14 protein-coding genes and 1 riboswitch are annotated in these 18,049 nt (G+C 46.2%); of the genes, 13 read left to right on the top strand and 1 reads right to left on the bottom strand.

The window, feature by feature from the left end; translation table 11 throughout:
* Positions 1 to 24 precede the first annotated feature (24 nt).
* From DP923_RS07840 to DP923_RS07795, 10 genes are all read left to right on the top strand, one after another.
* On the top strand, positions 25 to 456 hold the full coding sequence (locus DP923_RS07840) for a VOC family protein (protein ID WP_165838163.1): 432 nt from the start codon (positions 25 to 27) through the stop codon (positions 454 to 456).
* 67 nt (positions 457 to 523) lie between these two features.
* On the top strand, positions 524 to 3,430 hold the full coding sequence (locus tag DP923_RS07835; protein ID WP_112305280.1) for a PD-(D/E)XK nuclease family protein: 2,907 nt from the start codon (positions 524 to 526) through the stop codon (positions 3,428 to 3,430).
* A 153-nt stretch (positions 3,431 to 3,583) separates the two neighbouring features.
* The gene (locus DP923_RS07830; protein WP_112305279.1) at positions 3,584 to 5,050 is read left to right on the top strand and encodes a M48 family metalloprotease; all 1,467 of its coding nucleotides are present in this window, start codon (positions 3,584 to 3,586) and stop codon (positions 5,048 to 5,050) included.
* 244 nt (positions 5,051 to 5,294) lie between these two features.
* On the top strand, positions 5,295 to 5,960 hold the full coding sequence (locus tag DP923_RS07825) for a hypothetical protein (protein WP_112305278.1): 666 nt from the start codon (positions 5,295 to 5,297) through the stop codon (positions 5,958 to 5,960).
* Between the two features lie 3 nt (positions 5,961 to 5,963).
* On the top strand, positions 5,964 to 6,755 hold the full coding sequence (locus tag DP923_RS07820) for a DUF3307 domain-containing protein (RefSeq protein ID WP_112305277.1): 792 nt from the start codon (positions 5,964 to 5,966) through the stop codon (positions 6,753 to 6,755).
* Between the two features lie 515 nt (positions 6,756 to 7,270).
* Positions 7,271 to 8,242 carry an N-acetylmuramoyl-L-alanine amidase family protein gene (locus DP923_RS07815; protein ID WP_239020969.1) on the top strand — a complete coding sequence of 324 codons (972 nt, stop codon included), beginning with the start codon at positions 7,271 to 7,273 and terminating at the stop codon, positions 8,240 to 8,242.
* Between the two features lie 201 nt (positions 8,243 to 8,443).
* The gene (locus DP923_RS07810) at positions 8,444 to 9,043 is read left to right on the top strand and encodes a hypothetical protein (protein WP_112305276.1); all 600 of its coding nucleotides are present in this window, start codon (positions 8,444 to 8,446) and stop codon (positions 9,041 to 9,043) included.
* A gap of 125 nt (positions 9,044 to 9,168) precedes the next feature.
* Positions 9,169 to 9,879, top strand: coding sequence for a tetratricopeptide repeat protein (locus DP923_RS07805; protein ID WP_125047680.1), 711 nt, complete (start codon positions 9,169 to 9,171; stop codon positions 9,877 to 9,879).
* Between the two features lie 103 nt (positions 9,880 to 9,982).
* A complete protein-coding gene (locus DP923_RS07800) occupies positions 9,983 to 10,690 on the top strand; it encodes a tetratricopeptide repeat protein (RefSeq protein WP_112305274.1) in 708 nt (235 codons plus the stop codon).
* Between the two features lie 224 nt (positions 10,691 to 10,914).
* Complete coding sequence (locus DP923_RS07795) at positions 10,915 to 11,796, top strand: OmpA/MotB family protein (RefSeq protein ID WP_112305273.1); 882 nt, start codon at positions 10,915 to 10,917, stop codon at positions 11,794 to 11,796.
* A gap of 82 nt (positions 11,797 to 11,878) precedes the next feature.
* Here DP923_RS07795 and DP923_RS07790 read toward each other — a convergent pair whose 3' ends face one another.
* A complete protein-coding gene (locus DP923_RS07790) occupies positions 11,879 to 12,364 on the bottom strand; it encodes a DUF2062 domain-containing protein (protein WP_112305272.1) in 486 nt (161 codons plus the stop codon).
* Between the two features lie 313 nt (positions 12,365 to 12,677).
* On the opposite strand from DP923_RS07790, the gene DP923_RS07785 reads away from it, so the two are divergent.
* From DP923_RS07785 to DP923_RS07775, 3 genes are all read left to right on the top strand, one after another.
* Complete coding sequence (locus tag DP923_RS07785; RefSeq protein WP_112305271.1) at positions 12,678 to 15,449, top strand: TonB-dependent receptor; 2,772 nt, start codon at positions 12,678 to 12,680, stop codon at positions 15,447 to 15,449.
* Positions 15,450 to 15,601: 152 nt separating this feature from the next.
* A riboswitch (cobalamin riboswitch) is annotated at positions 15,602 to 15,789 on the top strand.
* A gap of 217 nt (positions 15,790 to 16,006) precedes the next feature.
* On the top strand, positions 16,007 to 16,372 hold the full coding sequence (locus tag DP923_RS07780; RefSeq protein WP_394341175.1) for an acyl-CoA thioesterase: 366 nt from the start codon (positions 16,007 to 16,009) through the stop codon (positions 16,370 to 16,372).
* 246 nt (positions 16,373 to 16,618) lie between these two features.
* Entirely contained in the window at positions 16,619 to 17,995 is a 1,377-nt protein-coding gene (locus DP923_RS07775) for a DEAD/DEAH box helicase (protein ID WP_112305269.1), read from the top strand.
* The last annotated feature ends 54 nt before the right edge of the window (positions 17,996 to 18,049 follow it).

Here is an 18,049-nt window from a genome sequence, read left to right as displayed (position 1 = left end):
GGTTAGCTGGAAGTAACTTATACCATGGAACAACGCATTACCATTATAACTTTGGGTGTAAAAAACCTGCAGCGCTCTAAAGATTTTTATCAGAATAAACTGGGCTGGCAACCACTGGAAAGCAGCAACGAAAGCATCGTTTTTTTCCAGATGAACGGCCTGCAGTTAGCACTATTTCCGCAGGAGTCGTTGGCCGATGATGCCGGCGTGCCCGCAGAAGGAAACGGTTTCCGGGGATTTTCGCTTGCTCATAATGTCCGGTCGGAGAAAGAAGTAGACGAACTGGTAGCGGCACTTGAGGAAAAAGGTGTTCGTGTATTAAAGCAACCGCAGAAAGTTTTCTGGGGAGGCTACAGTAGCTATATCGCCGATCCGGATGATAACCTTTGGGAGATTGCGTATAACCCGTTTCTGCCGCTGGATAATGCAGGAAGCACAAGCGACTCCATCCATTAAGTAAGCCATCATTCTAAAACAAGTTCAGGTTTTCAGCCTGTATTATACTTTATATTTTTGATTTCCAGTGCAGACTTTCTTAGAACTAACAGCCAAATACGTTTACGAAAAGTATAAAGAGAACATCAGCGAACTGTGCGTGATCCTTCCGTCGCGCAGGGCGAGTTTCTTCTTTAAAAATGCGCTGGCCCAGGCTGCACCCGAGCCCATCTGGTCGCCGGAAGTGTCGGGAATGGAGGATTTTATCTGCCGCCTGGCGCAAACCGATGTGCTGGAGCCCATCAACCTGCAGCTCGAACTCTATGACCTGATGCGCGAGCAGGACCCGACCCTGGATTTCGATCAGTTTGTAACCTGGGCCGGCACCCTCCTTGACGATTTCAGCAGGATAGACCAGAACATGGTAGATACCAGTAAACTGTTCGATTACCTGACCGAAGCCAAGGCACTGGAGCGCTGGGACCCGCAATACCTGGGCAAGACGCTCTCTCCTACGCTAAAAAAGTACTTCAGCCTTTGGGATAACATTGAAAAAACCTACCAGCAACTACAGCAACGTCTTTTAAAAAACAAACAGGCTTACACCGGTATGGCGTTCCGGAAAGTGGCGGAAGATATCGAAAGCATTGCCAAAGAACCCGGCTGCGCGCAATACATTTTCATTGGCCTGAATGCGCTTACCACATCCGAAGAAGTTATCATCAAATCGTTGCTGAAACATAACCGTGCCGAAGTGCTTTTCGACAGCGATGATTTTTACATGGAGGAAGCAACGCCCAACCGTGCCGGCGCCTTTCTGCGCAAGTATAAAAGCACCTGGAAACTACCGGAATGGCGCTGGCAGCAAAACTTACTTTTAACCGACGAAAAAGAGATAAATGTAATCGGTGTGGCCAACGCCAGCATGCAGGGCAAACTGGCCGGTCAGCTGCTGCAGGAAATAAGAAACCAGGACAAACACGGGCAGGTTGCCATTATACTTCCCGACGAAACCTTGCTCCTGCCTGTGCTACATTCCATACCCGATAGTGTGCCGAACTACAACATAACGATGGGCCTTAGTTTTAAAGGTACGCCGCTTTTTAACCTCATCGATCTGTTATTTGAAGTGCATCTTTCCGGCGTTACACAGTTGCAGCAATCGGGCTATAAAGTATACCAGTACCATCATTTATCGGTAACTAAACTGCTCACGCATCCTTTTATCCGGAAGTATGAGCTATACTTAAACGAGCAGCCTGACCAGGCAAAATACCACAATTTCATCCAGAAAGTACTCGATAAAATTGTAGCAGATAACCGCGTACTGATCACAGCGCAGGACCTGCTGGAGCTATCGGAACACCAGCCGCTTTTCGAAACGCTTTTCCGGACGTGGCGCGACTGCGATGATATTATTGCGGCCATGTACAGCCTCATCGAAATGCTGCGCGAAGTATACAGCCACCAGCCCAACACCATCGAAACCGAGTACCTGTACATATTTTATACGTTGGTAAAGCGGCTTGATACGATTTTCGATTGCCGCGAACAGAAGATATCAGTGCGCAGTTTCCGGAAGTTTTTGTACGAATTGATTGCTTCTACCCGTTTACCTTTCAGCGGCGAGCCGATCTCGGAAGTACAGATCATGGGTATGCTCGAAACCCGTGCCCTAGACTTCGAAAACGTGATCATACTGTCGGTAAACGAGAATACCTTGCCCGCCCCGAAACGCCACGAGTCGCTGATGCCTTACGATGTGTTGCGTGAGTTTGGCTTGCCTACGTACTCCGAAACCGAAGGCGCGATGGCCTATAATTTTTACCGTTTGCTGCAGCGAGCCAAGCGCGTAAATCTGCTTTATGTGTTGCCTTCCGATACCTATGGCTCCGGCGAAAAAAGCAGGTTTATACTTCAGTTACAAAATGATCTGGCACTTCGTAATCCGAAAATAAAATTCCGGGACCTGACAGCTGCTGTGGAGCAAAAAGAAACCAGGAAGTATAACGAAGACATCGTGATTCAAAAAGATGCGCAGACGCTGGAACAACTGAAAAAAGAACTGCAGCGCGGCCTCTATCCTTCGCATATCAATATGTATATTAACTGTTCGCTGCAATATTATTTCAGCCGGATTGCGAAGATACGGGAGATGGATGAAGTGGAAGAACAGCTCGGAACAGATAAATTCGGGACGCTGGTGCACCAGGTGCTGGAAGATTTTTTTAAAGAGTTTGCACAAAGCGGCGAGCCCATCAAAAAGCAGCATGTGGAAGCGATGTTGCAGAACCTGCCGGCCCAGGTACGCAAAGAATTTATCTCGGCTACGCGCGGTGCTACTCCGGACCGTGGCATGAATTACCTGCTCTACAAAGTGGCCATCCAGGTGCTCGAAAAATACCTGCTTAACCTGAAAAATTCGGATGAATTGCCCCTGTTTATACTTCGCCTGGAAGATACTCTGGATACCGTGCTGCACGTGCAGGTTGATGATGAACTGATACCGGTTCGGGTTGCCGGCAAAGCAGACCGCATCGATATGACCAAAAATGAGCTGCGCGTAATCGATTACAAAACCGGCAAAGTAGAGCGCAACCAACTCGTTGTAAAGCCAGAAGATGTAGCCCTGCATTTCACCACTGATTCGAAGTATGATAAAGCGCGCCAGTTGTGGCTCTACCAGTATATTCTGCAGCAGACTCTACGCAAATCACCGCAAACTATACTTCCGGAAGGCAGCCAAATTGATGTGCAAAGTATAACCCCGAAATCCGGTATACTTTCATTCCGGAACCTGGATGCGGGCGTGCTCACTTCCGAATTCAATTTTACCGAAACAGATAATGTAACGCCAAAAGATTTTGTAACTGCCTCCGAAGAACTGCTTAGCACATTTGTGCACCGTATGCTGGATGTAAATGACCCGATCCGGAAAACAACCGACCTGGATGTGTGCCAGTGGTGCCCGTACCGGGGCATTTGCGCGCGGTAAGGTTAGGCAATATTTTAATGATTAAGTTGTTCTGCTAATTTTACCGCCTGCAACTATCAGTATTCCTGCTTCGTTCAAGCAACCATATTCCTTCCATCGATTTCTGCATATGTTTGCCGGAAAGCAAGGAAATAAAACCTTACGCGCTACACTATGAAAAAAATAATATTAACAGGTTTTACCGTGGCCTCGCTGCTATTGGTTAATGCCTGTGCTACCAACCCGGTAACCGGTAAAAAAGATATTGTGCTGATGTCGGAGAGCCAGGAAATTGCCCTGGGTGCCCAAAGTGACCCGGCCGTTCTGGCGCAGTTTGGCCTGTACCAAGACCCGAAAATGCAGGCGTTTATTCAGCAGAAAGGCCAGGCCATGGCAGCCGTGTCGCATCGCAGTAATTTAGAGTATGAATTTAAAGTAGTAGACTCTCCGGTAATAAATGCCTTTGCTTTGCCGGGCGGCTATGTATACTTTACGCGCGGTATTATGGCTCATTTCAACAACGAGGCACAGTTTGCCGGTGTTCTTGGCCATGAGATCGGTCATATCACGGCACGCCATTCGGTGCAGCAGCAAACCAAATCAATGCTGGGCCAGGTAGGTCTTATTGCCGGTATGATCGCTTTACCGGGTTTAGCACAATATGGCGAAGCAGCCTCGCAAGGATTGGGCTTGTTATTTTTGAAATTTGGCCGCGATGATGAGCGCGAATCTGACAGGTTGGGCGTAGAGTACTCGAGCAAGATCGGTTATGATGCTTCTGAAATGGCTGATTTTTTCCAGACCCTGCAACGGCAGCAACAGGCAAGCGGCAGCGAGGGCATTCCGGATATGTTATCGTCTCACCCAAACCCAGGCGACCGCTACGAAACCGTACACCAGCTGGCTGCCGAATGGAAACAGAAACTGAGCCTTGCCAACCCACAGGTAAACCGCAACAATTATTTAAAAATGATTGATGGTATTGTGTATGGCGAAGACCCGAAACAAGGTTTTGTTGAGAATAACGTTTTCTACCATCCGGAGTTAAAGTTCAGCTTCCCGATTCCGGCCAACTGGCAGCACATGAACTCGCCGCAGCAATTCCAGATGGCCCCACAGGATGGCAAAGCCATGATGTCGCTCTCTTTGGCGCCCGGCGAAACACTGGAGGCAGCCGCACAGCAAATGGTACAGCAATACAACCTGCAGGTACTGGAGTCTAAAAATACAACGGTTAATGGGTTGCAGGCCATTGCGTTTATAGCCGACCAAAAACCACAGGAAGGCCAGCAGCAGCAACAGCAACAGCAGCCTGCTATCCGGTTGATGACCTACCTGATCAAGTATGGCACTAATATTTACAACATCATGGGCATCAGTACGGCAACAAATTTTAATACCTATGCGCCTGCTTTTAGCAATACCATGCAGAATTTTGCGGTGCTGACTGCTCCTGATAAATTAAACAGACAACCTGAACGCGTTCGTATTAAAACGGTTGGCCAGGGCTCCACGCTTGCCCAGATCTTACAGAACTACAACGTGCCGCAGCAACGTCGCGAAGAAATGGCTATCCTGAACGGTATGCAATTGTCCGATCGCATCGAGAAAGGAACGCTGATCAAAGTAGTGGAAAAATAACGCTGTCTAACGTATACTTAAACCAAACGCCCCATCCAGAACCGGATGGGGCGTTTGGTTTAAGTATAATTTATGCTGTAGTTTCATACATCAGCACTTGTATTATTATTCGTTACAGCTTTGATTAGGTTATTGATGTATGCCCATATATCTACTTTAACTTCTGTTAATATATAAGCCTGTAGCCTTATTACTTGACTTTATAAGTTCATAGCCTTATATTTAGATCCTATACAAACTATAAATGAAAGTAGGGATTATTACAGGCGACCTGATAAATTCATCGCAATACGAACCGGCACAAAGGCAGGAAGTAATAAAAACATTAAAGCAAACGCTTACTGAAGCAAATGATGTTGCTGATAAACAGTGGTTACGCTTTGAAATGTACCGCGGCGACAGCATCCAGATTGAAGTAACGGAACCTGAACAGGCACTTCGGCTGGCCATCCTTTTAAGAGCAGCACTTCAGAAGCTGGCTACGGGTAAAAAAAAACAGCTGGTACCGGGAAAGCCATTTGCAGATATCCGGCTTTCGGTTGGTATTGGAGAGGCAGAACGGAAACAAGGCAGCGTTGTGGAAGCAGATGGCGAAGCCTACCGGCTCTCGGGCAGATCACTGGATACGATGAAAAAACACGGTCAGAAACTTATCATCCGAACAAATAATACAGATATAAACGAAGAATTCGAAGTTGCCTGCCGGTTTCTGGATGTGCTGCTGGATAAATGGTCGGCTTCGTCTGCGGAAGTAGTTTTCTGGCTGCTGAAAGGATTGAAAGATGTGGAGATCGCTGCAAAATTAGGCATCAGCCAGCCAGCCATACATGCACGCAAAAAAGTGGCCGGCTGGGAAGCAATCGAGCTTATGCTGCAAAGGTATACTTCCGTTATAAACAAAACTTTTTAGCGCATGGAAGCAAGTATAATCTTATTGCTGCGGCTGGTGCTGGCGCATATTATAACAGATTTTATACTGCAACCGGATAAATGGGTGCGCAGCAAAAAAGAAGAAAAGGTAAGGTCGGGGTACTTATACCTGCATGGCATTTTAACAGGGCTTGTAGCGTACCTGCTCCTCGGCGACTGGCAAAATTACCAGGTTCCGATGTTTATTGCAGTTACCCATACCCTGCTGGATGCCGGCAAACTATACTTAAAAGATAACCTGGCGACTTTTCTTTACGATCAGGTGGCGCATTTACTGGTGCTGTTCGTGGCGTGGTTATACTTAACGGATGGCTTTCGGGAAGTGGTACCAGTACTGAGCAGTTGGCTGAATAACACGGATTATATGCTGCTAACTGTGGGGTTCGCTTTTATTATCTGGCCATCGAGTTACCTGATAGGAAAAGCAACCGAACGATGGCGCCAGGAAGTAGAAGATGCCATTAACGCAGACGCAGCAAGGCTGGCTGTTACAAGTATAGCAACGGTAGTAGAGGCATCCGGCGCAAAACACAGCCTCGACCGGGCGGGCATGTACATCGGCATGCTGGAACGCGTACTTGTGCTGATCTTTGTGTTAGCAGACCAATTCGAAGCAATCGGTTTCCTGATAGCGGCCAAATCCATACTTCGGTTTGGGGACAGATCAGAGCAAAAGCCCAGAAAGCAAACGGAATATGTACTCATCGGAACACTCATCAGCTTTACCATTACCATCATACTTGGGTTGCTGCTGCGTTACCTGGTAAAAATATAAATGCCCCTACAGTAAACACGATCATTACTCAAAAGCCGTTCTGTTTAAAGCGCTACGGCCGGGCCGAACATTGGTTAAAGTCAGGCACAGTTTTAACGAAGAGCCATATAAAAGCTTTTCGGGTACGGATAAGTTTGATGCGGCAGCACTGCCTAGCTAAAATTTAAAAACTAAATCATAAAAATTAAGTATGACGCCAGAAGTGTAAGCTTTTAAAACAAAACTATATTTTAAAAACACTTAGGGTAAGGATTCTTAGTTTTGTTAGTACACCTCTGTTTATGTTATGTACTTATTATAAACAGCTGATATTTAAGTATTTGTAACACATGCAATCTTATGCTTTACTAGGTGAAGCATCAAAATTTCGATTCAGAATTAAGTTTAAGTTTAGTACCAGAACCTGTTACCGATTATCTTGCTGATTAATTTAAAAAACCGTGCGTTCACTTTTACTTGTTAGCATACTTATCTTATTTTCAATTCAGGGATATAGCCAAACTACTTATAAGAAAGTGGTTGCTAAAACCGGTGATGGCGTTTTTACTTTACTGCGCCGCCACGGCCTGAATCCTTCGGAACACCTCGCTCCTTTTCTGGAATTGAACAAAGACAACCTCGGAAAAGACAACAGCCTGCTGATCGGAAAAACGTACATGCTTCCGCCAAAGGTAGCTGCCACCGGTAAAGAAACCCCACCGGAAACAACAAGATCTGAACCAAATCCAAGCGTACCCAACTCGCCCTCTAAAGGAAATACGGTAGCTTTATTTGGTGAGAAACATGCACGCCTGGATATGAAAAGTCAGAGGCTGAAAGGCGCGGTCTATTATTTATCGCCGGGCCATGGCGGTTACGACCCGGGTGCGCTTGGCCGCTACGGACCGCACACCTTAGCAGAAGATGAATATGCCTATGATGTCACCATCCGGTTAGCAAAGAGCCTGATGGAACACGGCGCAACGGTTTACATGATCGTGCAGGACCCCAATGACGGTATCCGCGACCAGACCATTCTTAAAATGGATACGGATGAAGTCCATTACCCCAACACCAAAATATCGCTAAGCCAGAAACAGCGGCTCCGCCAACGTACCGAAGCGATCAATACCCTCTACAAGAAGCACAAAGGAGCGTATCAGCGCATGCTGGCCATCCACGTAGACAGCCGAAGCATAGGTCAGAAGATCGATGTGTTTTTTTACCACCACGAAAACAGCGACGCCGGCCAGAAACTGGCAGAAACGATCCATCAGAAATTTACCTCAAAGTATAAACGCTACCAGCCCAACCGCGAATATTCCGGTAATGTGTCGCACCGCAGCAGTTTGTACGTGATAAAGTATACCCACCCGCCTACCGTTTTTATAGAACTGGGCAACATCCAGAACGACCTGGACCAAAAGCGCTTTGTAATACCGGATAACAGGCAGGCACTGGCCAACTGGATTGCCGAAGGAATACTGGACGACTACAAAACACGCTGATGCGGTTAATGTGCCAGTTGATAGATGGGTTTTAAAACCCTGTATGTAGCCAAAATACGATTAGGTAAGCCATGAGCCAGGAGTAATAGATATACGTGTTTAAACAATAAAATTTCGTTTAAAAACAAACATATAGTATCTAAGGTCGTAAATTTAAATAGTACAACTTAATTCCATTTTATACTATTTAAATGTACAGCTATGAAACAAATACTTTTACTATCACTCAGTTTACTGGCACTGACCTTTGATGGCATTGCCCAGGATCAGGGTTCAACAGAAATTACGAGACCACAAACCACAGCAGCAGTCGCAAGCGAAGCTGTTCAGAAAGGAAACTGGATTGTAGGTGCCAGCATCGGCTCTATCGGTTTCAACTTTAAATCTGATCTTTTCAATCTTGAGATCATGCCGCAGGCTGGTTATTTTATCAGCGAGAATGCAGTAATTGGTGCCCAGGTACAACTTGGCTTAACGGCTTATGATGGCGGTACTAATTTTTTGTATGGCTTAACTCCTTTTGCACGCTACTACTTTCCGGAAGGTGCTGCCCCTACCCACCGTTGGTTTGGTGAAGCCCGCGTAGGTTTTGCAGGCAGCTCTATCAGCGACAGCGACGATGATTCGGTTTTCTCGTCGGTATATGGTGTTGGCGCAGGTTATGCTCATTTTGTAGCAAGTAACGTGGCCCTGGAAGGTGTCTTAAGATTAACCCGTTCGCGCGCTAACATTGATGTTGGATCCGGCGATACAGGTTTATCGGTTGGCATTGGTTTACAGATCTATTTGCCAGGCAGATAAAGTATATAGTAAATAAATTAAGCCGCAGCAACCAAGGACAGAGTTGCTGCGGCTTTTTTGATTTAGGGATAATGTACTTTTTAAAGGCTACAGGCGTTACTTACCCGACGAACACAAACTAACTTATGTTTAAATGGATTATCGGGGCGAGTATGCTTTTAAGTATAACAGCCTGTACTACCCAACAAATCACCCAGGATAACACCCACCCTGAATTACCTGCGCTTACACTTAAAGAATTAATACCGGTTACAAAACCCGCCACCGCAAAAGCCAGAGCATTGGAAGCAAGCAGGATAAAAAAAGACCTGAAACGGTTTAAAGACCAACCTTCCGCGGCAGCCTATTATGTAACTCAGGCCAAGCGCACCTTAAACGAGAACAAACTTGATTCGGCGACTTACCTGTTTGGCAAAGCCTGGCAGCTGGATAGCTTGAATACCGATGTTTACTGGGGGTTCGGGCTGGTGTATGGCAAACAGAAGAAATTCGACAAAGCCTTATTTATACTTTACCACGCGCTGGAGAAAGACGCTGCGAACCCGCACCTGCTTAAAGCAATTGCCACCAGCCACCTGGGCCGTTACTACAAGCAAAAAGATGTATCGGATCTGGTAGAAAGTAAAAAGCTACTCGAAAAAGCACAGCAGCTAAAACCCGACGAGGCCGATACCTACTACAAACTTGCTATCAATAATTACTACCTGAGCAATTACCGCGACGCCTGGAAGTACCTGCACCAAAGTATAAAACAGGATAAGAAGATGGCAGACAAGGTCTTTATTTCGGCTTTGCTCGAAAAACAGAAAGACCCGATGCACATTTACCGCCAGTAAGTATAAAACCTGCTGGATAACAGTGCAAAACAACATACTTGCAAACTACCCGGAACAAGCTTATATTTAGGAATCGCAACCAACTTAGTATTGTACCCTTATCATGAAGAAGTTATTTGTAATTGCCTTTTTATTGGTTACCTCTCTCTCCTTTGCCCAGGATAAAGCAGCTGCCAAACCGGAGCCTAACCCGCTTGTGCAGCCTATGTTTGGCAATAAAGCCAAATCGGAAGCACAGCAGCGCAAAGACGAGAAATTTTTATCGAGCTGTGATAAAAGCTTTAGCAACCGCCAGGAAGCAAGTCAGTTTTTTATGGAGCGCGGCTGGGAATACCTGAACGAAGGACAACTGGATACAGCTGTGTACCGCTTTAACCTGGCCTGGCTCCTGAACCCGGATAACAAGGATACTTACTGGGCATTCGGATTGGTAACCGCCAGCCAGGGCGATCAGCAGAAAGCGATTGGCTTTTATGAAAAAGCGCTGGTGTATGATCCAAAAAACCCGGTGTTACTTACCGATGTGGCTTCCTCTTACCTGAAAAACTTCCGGGACAATAAAAAGAAAAAGGACCTGAAGAAAGCCAGCACGTACCTGAGCCAGTCTATCGCTACGGATGCAGCAAACGCATACGCCCTATCCAGTATGGCAATGGTAAAGTATTTTGAAGAAGACTATACGCAAGCCTGGGATTACCTGCACAAAAGCCGCTCGATAGATATGACGCAGTTCGATTATAATTTCCTGACCGAGCTGATGGCCAAAATGCCCGACCCACAGGGCTTCTTTAATACTACATCCTCTAATTAATTAGAAATAGCCTCTGCCAAAAACAGGGGCTGTTTTTTTATAAAGCCTTCTGCTAAAGTATAAAGCAGGCTGGTTACCATACTGTGGTAGGCCTCCTGCGCTAATTTACATAGCAAAAAGAACATAAAATTGTGATGTATTGATAATCCTGAAATCCGCCTTTTCGCCTTTCCGGATTTTAGTATATTTGTTCAGTTACCTCAGAAATCAGTTAAGTTTTGAATATGAAAAAGAATTTACTACAAGCTTCTGTCTACCTGCTGGCTGGCACGATGGCACTTTCGTCGTGTGTTGTCTCTAAAAAGAAGTACGAAGATTTGCTGTCGCGTAAAAACGAACTGGAAGTTGATAAATCTGGCCTGGAGCAGCAAAAGCAAACCCTGGAGCAAGAGAAAGCAGCTTTAGAAGCAGAAAAGGCTAACCTCGAAACCATGAAAGCGGAGCTTGAAAAGCAGAAAGCTGAATACCAGGCAAGTTTGCAGAAAGCGCTGACCGAAGGAAAAACGCTGGGCGATAACCTGAACATGAGCAAATCGCAGATTGAAAGACTGAACGCTGACCTGAAAGCCCGCGAAGCGCGCCTGGCCGAATTACAGCGCATACTCGATGAAAAAGACAAAGCCGTTAAAAACCTGCGCAGTAAAGTGAGCAATGCCCTGCTAAGCTTTAACGATAAAGACCTGACCGTAAACATCCGTAATGGTAAAGTATATGTGTCGTTGGCAGAGCAGTTGCTGTTTAATTCCGGGTCTACCAAAGTAGACCCCAAAGGTGTGGATGCCCTGAAAAAACTGGCTGCCGTACTGAAAGAACAGAAAGATGTAAATGTAGTAGTGGAAGGCCATACCGATGATGTTCCGATTGCCAAAGGTACCGTGGGCATGCAGGATAACTGGGACCTGAGTGTGCTGCGCGCCACCGAAATTACCCGCATCCTGACAACCAGTACAGGCGTTGATCCGACGCGCGTAACGCCTTCCGGGCGCTCTAAATATGTGCCCTTAGACCAGGCAACTACAAAAGAGGCCCGCCAGAAGAACCGCCGCACCGAAATCATACTTACTCCTAAATTAGATGAGCTGTTCCAGATCCTGGAGAATGCTTAAGCAAGTATAACTTTACCTAACCAAAAAGCCAGCTCTTTCGGAGCTGGCTTTTTGGTTTATACTTTCAAGTATAAATTAGCGGTCAGGCCACTTCGATTGGCTTGGGAAGCACTCTTCTTAAAACCGGCAGCATTACAAAGTATAAACCAAAGCCCACCGGCACCGCAACAAACACCCACACCAGAATCCCAACCAGGTCAGCGATCCAGAGCATTTGCAGCGCTTCCAGCCAGTCAGTTTTAAAAAGCATGGTGATCTCATCCAACGAAAGTTTCAGTTCTGATAATCCGAATACATAAATGCCAGCCTTGATAAACGGAAGAAAAAAGATCAGTTGCAGCGGCTGCACTAAGTATACAATTAAAATAGTGGCGGCCACATTCAGCCTGAACCGTGCGGCAATGGCAGTGCCTAGAATAGTAGCCAGCCCAAACGTAGGAATAATACCCACCACCGTGCCCACTGCCACGGTAGTAGCCAGCTTATGGGGCGTCATGCCCTGGCTTAACAGATTGGTGACCGGCCTGATTAATCTTTTCCTGAAAAAACCAAGAAGTATACGTTGCATTGGGATGGTGAAAGCAGCTGCTTTAATTAAATGAATTAGTAACACTATGACCCCGAACAGGCCAGATAAGTTGCAGGAACCGAATAGAATTTGAAACTTCTTTCCGTTTATACTCCCGGATCAGATTTGTAACCCTAACCTCAAAATAATGTTCAGCAGCAAAGTATAAATTAAGGCTGTTATCTCAAATTTATACTTTCCAAACCGGCATAAGCGCTTGCCTCCTATCTCTTAAAAAAATAATTATACCCGGGTTAAACTTATAGGAATGTTCCTTGTCTAAGCTCTGAAATTGATAAAAATTGTCTAACCCATGCGGAAATTGCTCCTTTTACTGGCTCTGTTTGCCAGTGTTTTCCAACTCTATGCCCAAACCGGAACTGTAACCGGTACTGTTAAAAGTTTATCTGATAACTCAGCCTTACCTGCTGCCAGCGTTGTACTTACTAAAACAGCTACAGCCACTAAAACAGGTGTACCAACCGATCTGGAAGGCCGCTTTATTTTTGAGCGTGTAACACCAGGCAGTTATACGGTCGAAGTTAATTACATCGGCTTTAAAAAGTATACTCGTTCATTTGAGATGACAGGTGCAACTATAAACCTGGGTACCTTATCTCTTGAAGATGAATCAACTGCTATTAAGGAAGTACAGGTGATAGGCCGTGCGCCACTTGGCGAGCAGAAAGGCGATACATCGCAGTTTAATGCCAAGGCTTTTAAAACTGCCCCGGATGCCAGTGCCGAAGATCTGGTAACTAAAATGCCAGGCGTAACCATTACCAACGGAACCATACAGGCGCAAGGCGAAGATGTACGTCAGATCATGATCGATGGCAAGCGCTATACCGGCCAGGATGTGAATGCAGCTGTTCGGAATCTTTCCGCCGATATGATTGAAAGCGTGCAGGTATTTGACGGACAAAGCGACCAGGCAGCTTTCAGTGGTTTTGAAGATGGCAACCGTTTGAAAACCCTGAATTTCACTACAAAAAAAGAAGCCCGCCAAGGTTACATGGGTAAAGTATCAGCTGGTTATGGTACCGATGACCGCTATATGGTCGGTGCTGCCCTCAACATCTTTAATAACAACCAACGCATTACAGTAACTGGTCTTACCAATAACATCAACATGTTTGATTTCTCGGTAGGCGAAACGCCGGGAGGTGGTATGCGAGGCCGTAGAGGCGGATGGGGAGGCGGATCTCCGAACGGAATCATTAACACCAACACCTTCGGAATAAACTACCAGGATACCTGGGGCAAAAAGATGGAAGTGAGCGGCAACTACAATTACTCTAACCGCGATATCGTAAATAACCAGTACCGTTTCCGCGATTTCGTGAACAGCGACACGACTTATACCGAGAACAGCATCAACCGCAGCACCGACGAGAGCCACCGCTTAAACTTTCGTTTACAGTATAATATCAATGCCAACAACAGGTTATTGGTTACGCCAAGTATAACCGTGCAACGCAACGACGGCCTGACCGAACGCGATGCCAATACGATCGGAAATGGTACGATTGCGCTGAACTCGTTAAACTCGAACCGTTTCGATAACGCCTCGCTTAATTTTAATAACAATATTTTGTACTCGCACCGTTTTGGTAGTTCGGGTCGCATCCTGACTGCGAGCTTAAACACGAGTTACAACGATTCGGATGGCGATAGTTACCAACGCGAGAACACCGATAACATCGGCAGACCAGAGCGTAACGTGCTTCGTAACCAGTATACCAGCACCGACCGTACGAACATGGCTTGGTCTGGTAACCTGAATTATTCTCAGAAATTAGGAGAAAAATCGCGCTGGCAGGTAGAGTACAACATCAACAACCAGGAAAATGACTCGGACAGAAGAGCAAACGATATTGAAGAAGACAATACGTTAGTACCAAATCCGCAGCTGAGCAATACGTTTACAAGCAATTACCTGGCTCAGAACTTCGGGCCAAGCTATCAGTACAGAACCGAGAAAGTTCGTTTCCAGGCAAATGCGCGCTACCAGTACGCCACCCTCGAAAGCGAAAACACCTACCCGACCACGTTCCCGCTGAAGCGTAACTTTACCAACTTCCTGCCTTCTGCAGAATATGAGTTCAAGTTCTCAGAATCTACGAACCTGAACATTAATTACCGTGCAGCTACCAATGTGCCTTCGGTAGAGCAACTGCAGGATGTGCTGGATATTTCGAACCCATTACAGCCAAGCATCGGTAACTCCAGACTTGACCAGGATTATGATAACAGGTTAAGAGTTCGTTTCCGTAAGTTTAATGCTGAAACAAACCGCGTGTTCTTTATCGGCGTGTTCGGTAATATGACCCAGAATTATATTGCCAACAGTATTTACACAGCGGGCTCTGTTCCGGCCGATCTGCCAGCTGATTACCAGTTACAGTCTGGCGCAAGGTTATCGCGCCCGGTTAACATGGATGGCTACTGGAACGTACGCTCGTTCTTCCATTTTGGCCAGCCGCTAAACGTCATCAGCTCTAACATAGGCATTAACGGTTCGGTGGGCTACAGCAGAATACCAGGGATGATCAACGAAGTTGTAAACTATGCCAACAACATCAATTATGGTATCGGCGCCAACATCAGCAGTAACATCAGCGAGAAAATAGATTTCACGGTTTCAACCAATTCCAGCTACACCGTAGTGGAAAACACCCTGAGCACAAATCAGAACAACAACTTTTTCTCTCAGAACACAAACCTGCGCTATAACTGGATACTTTGGAAAGGCCTGGTTTACCGCACCGAACTGCAGCACCAGTATAACTCCGGTTTATCGGCGGGTGTAGATAACAGCTACCTGCTTTGGAACATGAGCATCGGTAAAAAAGTGTTCAAGAACCAGCAAGGGGAAATCAGCTTAAGCGTAAACGACCTGTTGAAGCAGAATGTGAGCGTGCAGCGTAACGTAACAGAGTCTTATGTGGAAGATGTGCAGTCAACGGTGTTACAGCGTTTCTTTATGCTGACGTTCAGCTACAACATCCGCAAATTTAACGGCGGTGCAGCACCCACTATGAACAACAACCGACCAGGCAACTGGGGCGGTGGCAGAAACTAGTTTTTAAGGTTGCGTAAAAAGAGGGCTTGCAGAAATGTAAGCCTTTTTTTATGCCCTCTTTGTTCGCAGGCCAAACAAGTTAAGCGGGTTTTACCTGCTTTATACTTTGCCGGAAGGCAATCGCTTTTGGCTCATCGGGCATTTATACTTATACTTGCAGCAGCGTTTGAGGTAGCCGGGTAATACCAGCTTTAAAAAGGAACCGTGTTAAAATCACGGGCTGTCGCGCAACTGTAAGTAACAGTAAATTGCAGCCAACAGAAGGTCCATTGTCTGAGAAGATGAGAAGGACGGTTGCCATGTTACAAGCCAGGAGACTTGCCTTAAACGGACGGATGTATACTTTCGCGGGTTAGAGTATCATCAGGCTTCGTTGTTTTGGTAAAGGCAGGTTTTCTATTTTTCCTGCTTTGCTTTGCTTCCAGTTCCTGGTGTTTTACTGCCTGCGATAACTCCTGTTAAACAGAATTTATCGGAAACTTAATCAAAAGTAAATGCAGGCTAACCAAGAAAACCAGTTCCATACGGCTACGTCCCTCACGGACTTACAACAGCGCATGGCGCTATCCGAAACCCGGATCTTTAAAGCAGTTTTCCCTAATACAACAAACCACTACGATACCCTGTTTGGCGGCACCGCCATGCAACTGATGGATGAAGTTGCCTTTATTACAGCCACTCGGTTCAGCCGTAAACGCATGGTTACCGTATCCTCCGACCGTATTGATTTTAAAATGCCCATTCAGGCCGGCACGATCATCGAACTGGTAGGCATCATCTCCAAGATCGGAAATAAAAGCTTAGACGTGCGGGTAGATATTTATGTAGAAGAAATGTATTCCGAATCCCGAATGAAAGCTGTTTCGGGACAGTTTACGTTTGTGGCCATCGACGAAAACAAAAAACCAGTGCGTGTACTTTAAAGCGATCAGTACATTTTACAGGAATTAAATTCCGGCGTGCAGGTGATGGTAAGAGTATACTTTGGAAAACGTAACAGAGGCGGTTTGGCGTAAAAAGTTTTAAGGTAGGAAACTGAAAGTATAAAAACGTGCTTACAATACTGACTACTTAAAGCAGGCTAAAATAGCCAGCTGGCAGAGGGTGTAATTTATACTTCGTGTACGAACGTAAAACTGCGTATCTTTATACTTTCGAAAACAGTAATTATGCCTTCTTTTAAAGAACTTCGCTTACATCCTGCCCTTTTACAAAGCCTTCAGGAACTCAAGTATAGATCGCCTACTCCTATCCAGGAAAGTGCCATACCGCTGCTTTTGCAGTACAAAGATGTAGCAGGCCAGGCTGAAACCGGAAGCGGTAAAACAGCTGCTTTTGGTTTGCCACTGTTACAAAGTATAGATCCTGCATTGCAGCAGGTACAGGCCCTTGTTATTGTGCCCACCCGCGAACTGGCTGTTCAGGTGCGGCAGGAACTGAAGCTTTATGGCAAGCATATACAAGGCCTGAAGATCAGTGCTTTTTATGGTGGGCACGCTTTCTCACAGGAACGGGCTTCGCTGGCCCACCCGCCCCAGATTCTGGTTGGTACGCCGGGCCGCCTGACGGACCACTTAAACAGAAAGACACTGGACCTGCACAACACGGCTCACCTTGTTTTGGATGAAGCAGACAAGTTACTGGAAATGGGTTTTGAAGAAGAACTCGACCAGGTAATCCATGCACTTCCAACGCAAAGGCAAACAGTGCTTTTTTCGGCCACGATGCCAGATAATGTAAAGCGCCTGATCGCAAACTCGCTGAAAGACCCCCATTTTGTTAAGGCATCCGCAACTGCAAACCCGGACCAGATAAAGATGATCGGGATTAAGGTGGAACATACAGATAGATCAGCTGTGGTGACCAGGTTGCTGCAAAGTATAAACCATGCCGGTACCGTTGTTTTTGCCAATACCCGCGTTACCGCAAACGAGTTAACCACGCAGCTTCAGGAAGAAGGTTTATCTGCCAAAGCATTGCACGGCGGCATGGAGCAGCCCGACCGTGATAAAGCCATGACGCTTTTCCGGAACGGTACCACCCAGATCTTAATTGCAACTGACCTGGCTGCCAGAGGCCTTGATATTGCCGCACTCAAAACAATTATCCATTACGAGTTGCCTGATGATGAAGCATCGTACCAGCACCGCAGTGGGCGCACCGGACGAGCGGGCAAAAGCGGCGTAGTGTATACTTTGGCTACCTCCCGCGACGAAAATAAACTGGATAGCTGGGAACAGGTCCGGATGGATGAATGGATTTCTGCTTCTTCTTTTAGGGCGAAAGCTGCATCTAAAACAGTTCAGGCCAATGCATTTGTAACGCTGCACATTAATGGTGGCCGAAAAGATAAGTTAAGCCCGCGCGATGTGGTAGGCGCTGTTATTGCCGAAGCAGGTTTAAAAGCAGACCAGATCGGGAAGATCGAAATTCAGGACAGAAGCAGTTTTGTGGCCGTACCCGAAGCCGTAAGTCAGCATGTCTTGATAAAATTATCTGAAGGCAAAATTAAGGGCAGAAAGTATAAAGTGCACCTAGTTAAGTAATCAGAAGTATACTTAAATTTGTACGCACAAATAACAGGCTCTATTCGTTTTTAG

Origin of the sequence: Pontibacter arcticus (genome assembly GCF_003284895.1) — a bacterium.
Lineage (GTDB): Bacteria > Bacteroidota > Bacteroidia > Cytophagales > Hymenobacteraceae > Pontibacter > Pontibacter arcticus.
This window is presented reverse-complemented; position numbering and strand designations above follow the sequence as displayed.

Coding starts and splice junctions, on each gene's coding strand:
- DP923_RS07840 (WP_165838163.1), top strand. CDS start 25: ATGGAACAACGCATTACCATTATAACTTTGGGTGTAAAAAACCTGCAG.
- DP923_RS07830 (WP_112305279.1), top strand. CDS start 3,584: ATGAAAAAAATAATATTAACAGGTTTTACCGTGGCCTCGCTGCTATTG.
- DP923_RS07825 (WP_112305278.1), top strand. CDS start 5,295: ATGAAAGTAGGGATTATTACAGGCGACCTGATAAATTCATCGCAATAC.
- DP923_RS07820 (WP_112305277.1), top strand. CDS start 5,964: ATGGAAGCAAGTATAATCTTATTGCTGCGGCTGGTGCTGGCGCATATT.
- DP923_RS07810 (WP_112305276.1), top strand. CDS start 8,444: ATGAAACAAATACTTTTACTATCACTCAGTTTACTGGCACTGACCTTT.
- DP923_RS07805 (WP_125047680.1), top strand. CDS start 9,169: ATGTTTAAATGGATTATCGGGGCGAGTATGCTTTTAAGTATAACAGCC.
- DP923_RS07800 (WP_112305274.1), top strand. CDS start 9,983: ATGAAGAAGTTATTTGTAATTGCCTTTTTATTGGTTACCTCTCTCTCC.
- DP923_RS07795 (WP_112305273.1), top strand. CDS start 10,915: ATGAAAAAGAATTTACTACAAGCTTCTGTCTACCTGCTGGCTGGCACG.
- DP923_RS07790 (WP_112305272.1), bottom strand. CDS start 12,364: ATGCAACGTATACTTCTTGGTTTTTTCAGGAAAAGATTAATCAGGCCG.
- DP923_RS07785 (WP_112305271.1), top strand. CDS start 12,678: ATGCGGAAATTGCTCCTTTTACTGGCTCTGTTTGCCAGTGTTTTCCAA.
- DP923_RS07780 (WP_394341175.1), top strand. CDS start 16,007: ATGGCGCTATCCGAAACCCGGATCTTTAAAGCAGTTTTCCCTAATACA.
- DP923_RS07775 (WP_112305269.1), top strand. CDS start 16,619: ATGCCTTCTTTTAAAGAACTTCGCTTACATCCTGCCCTTTTACAAAGC.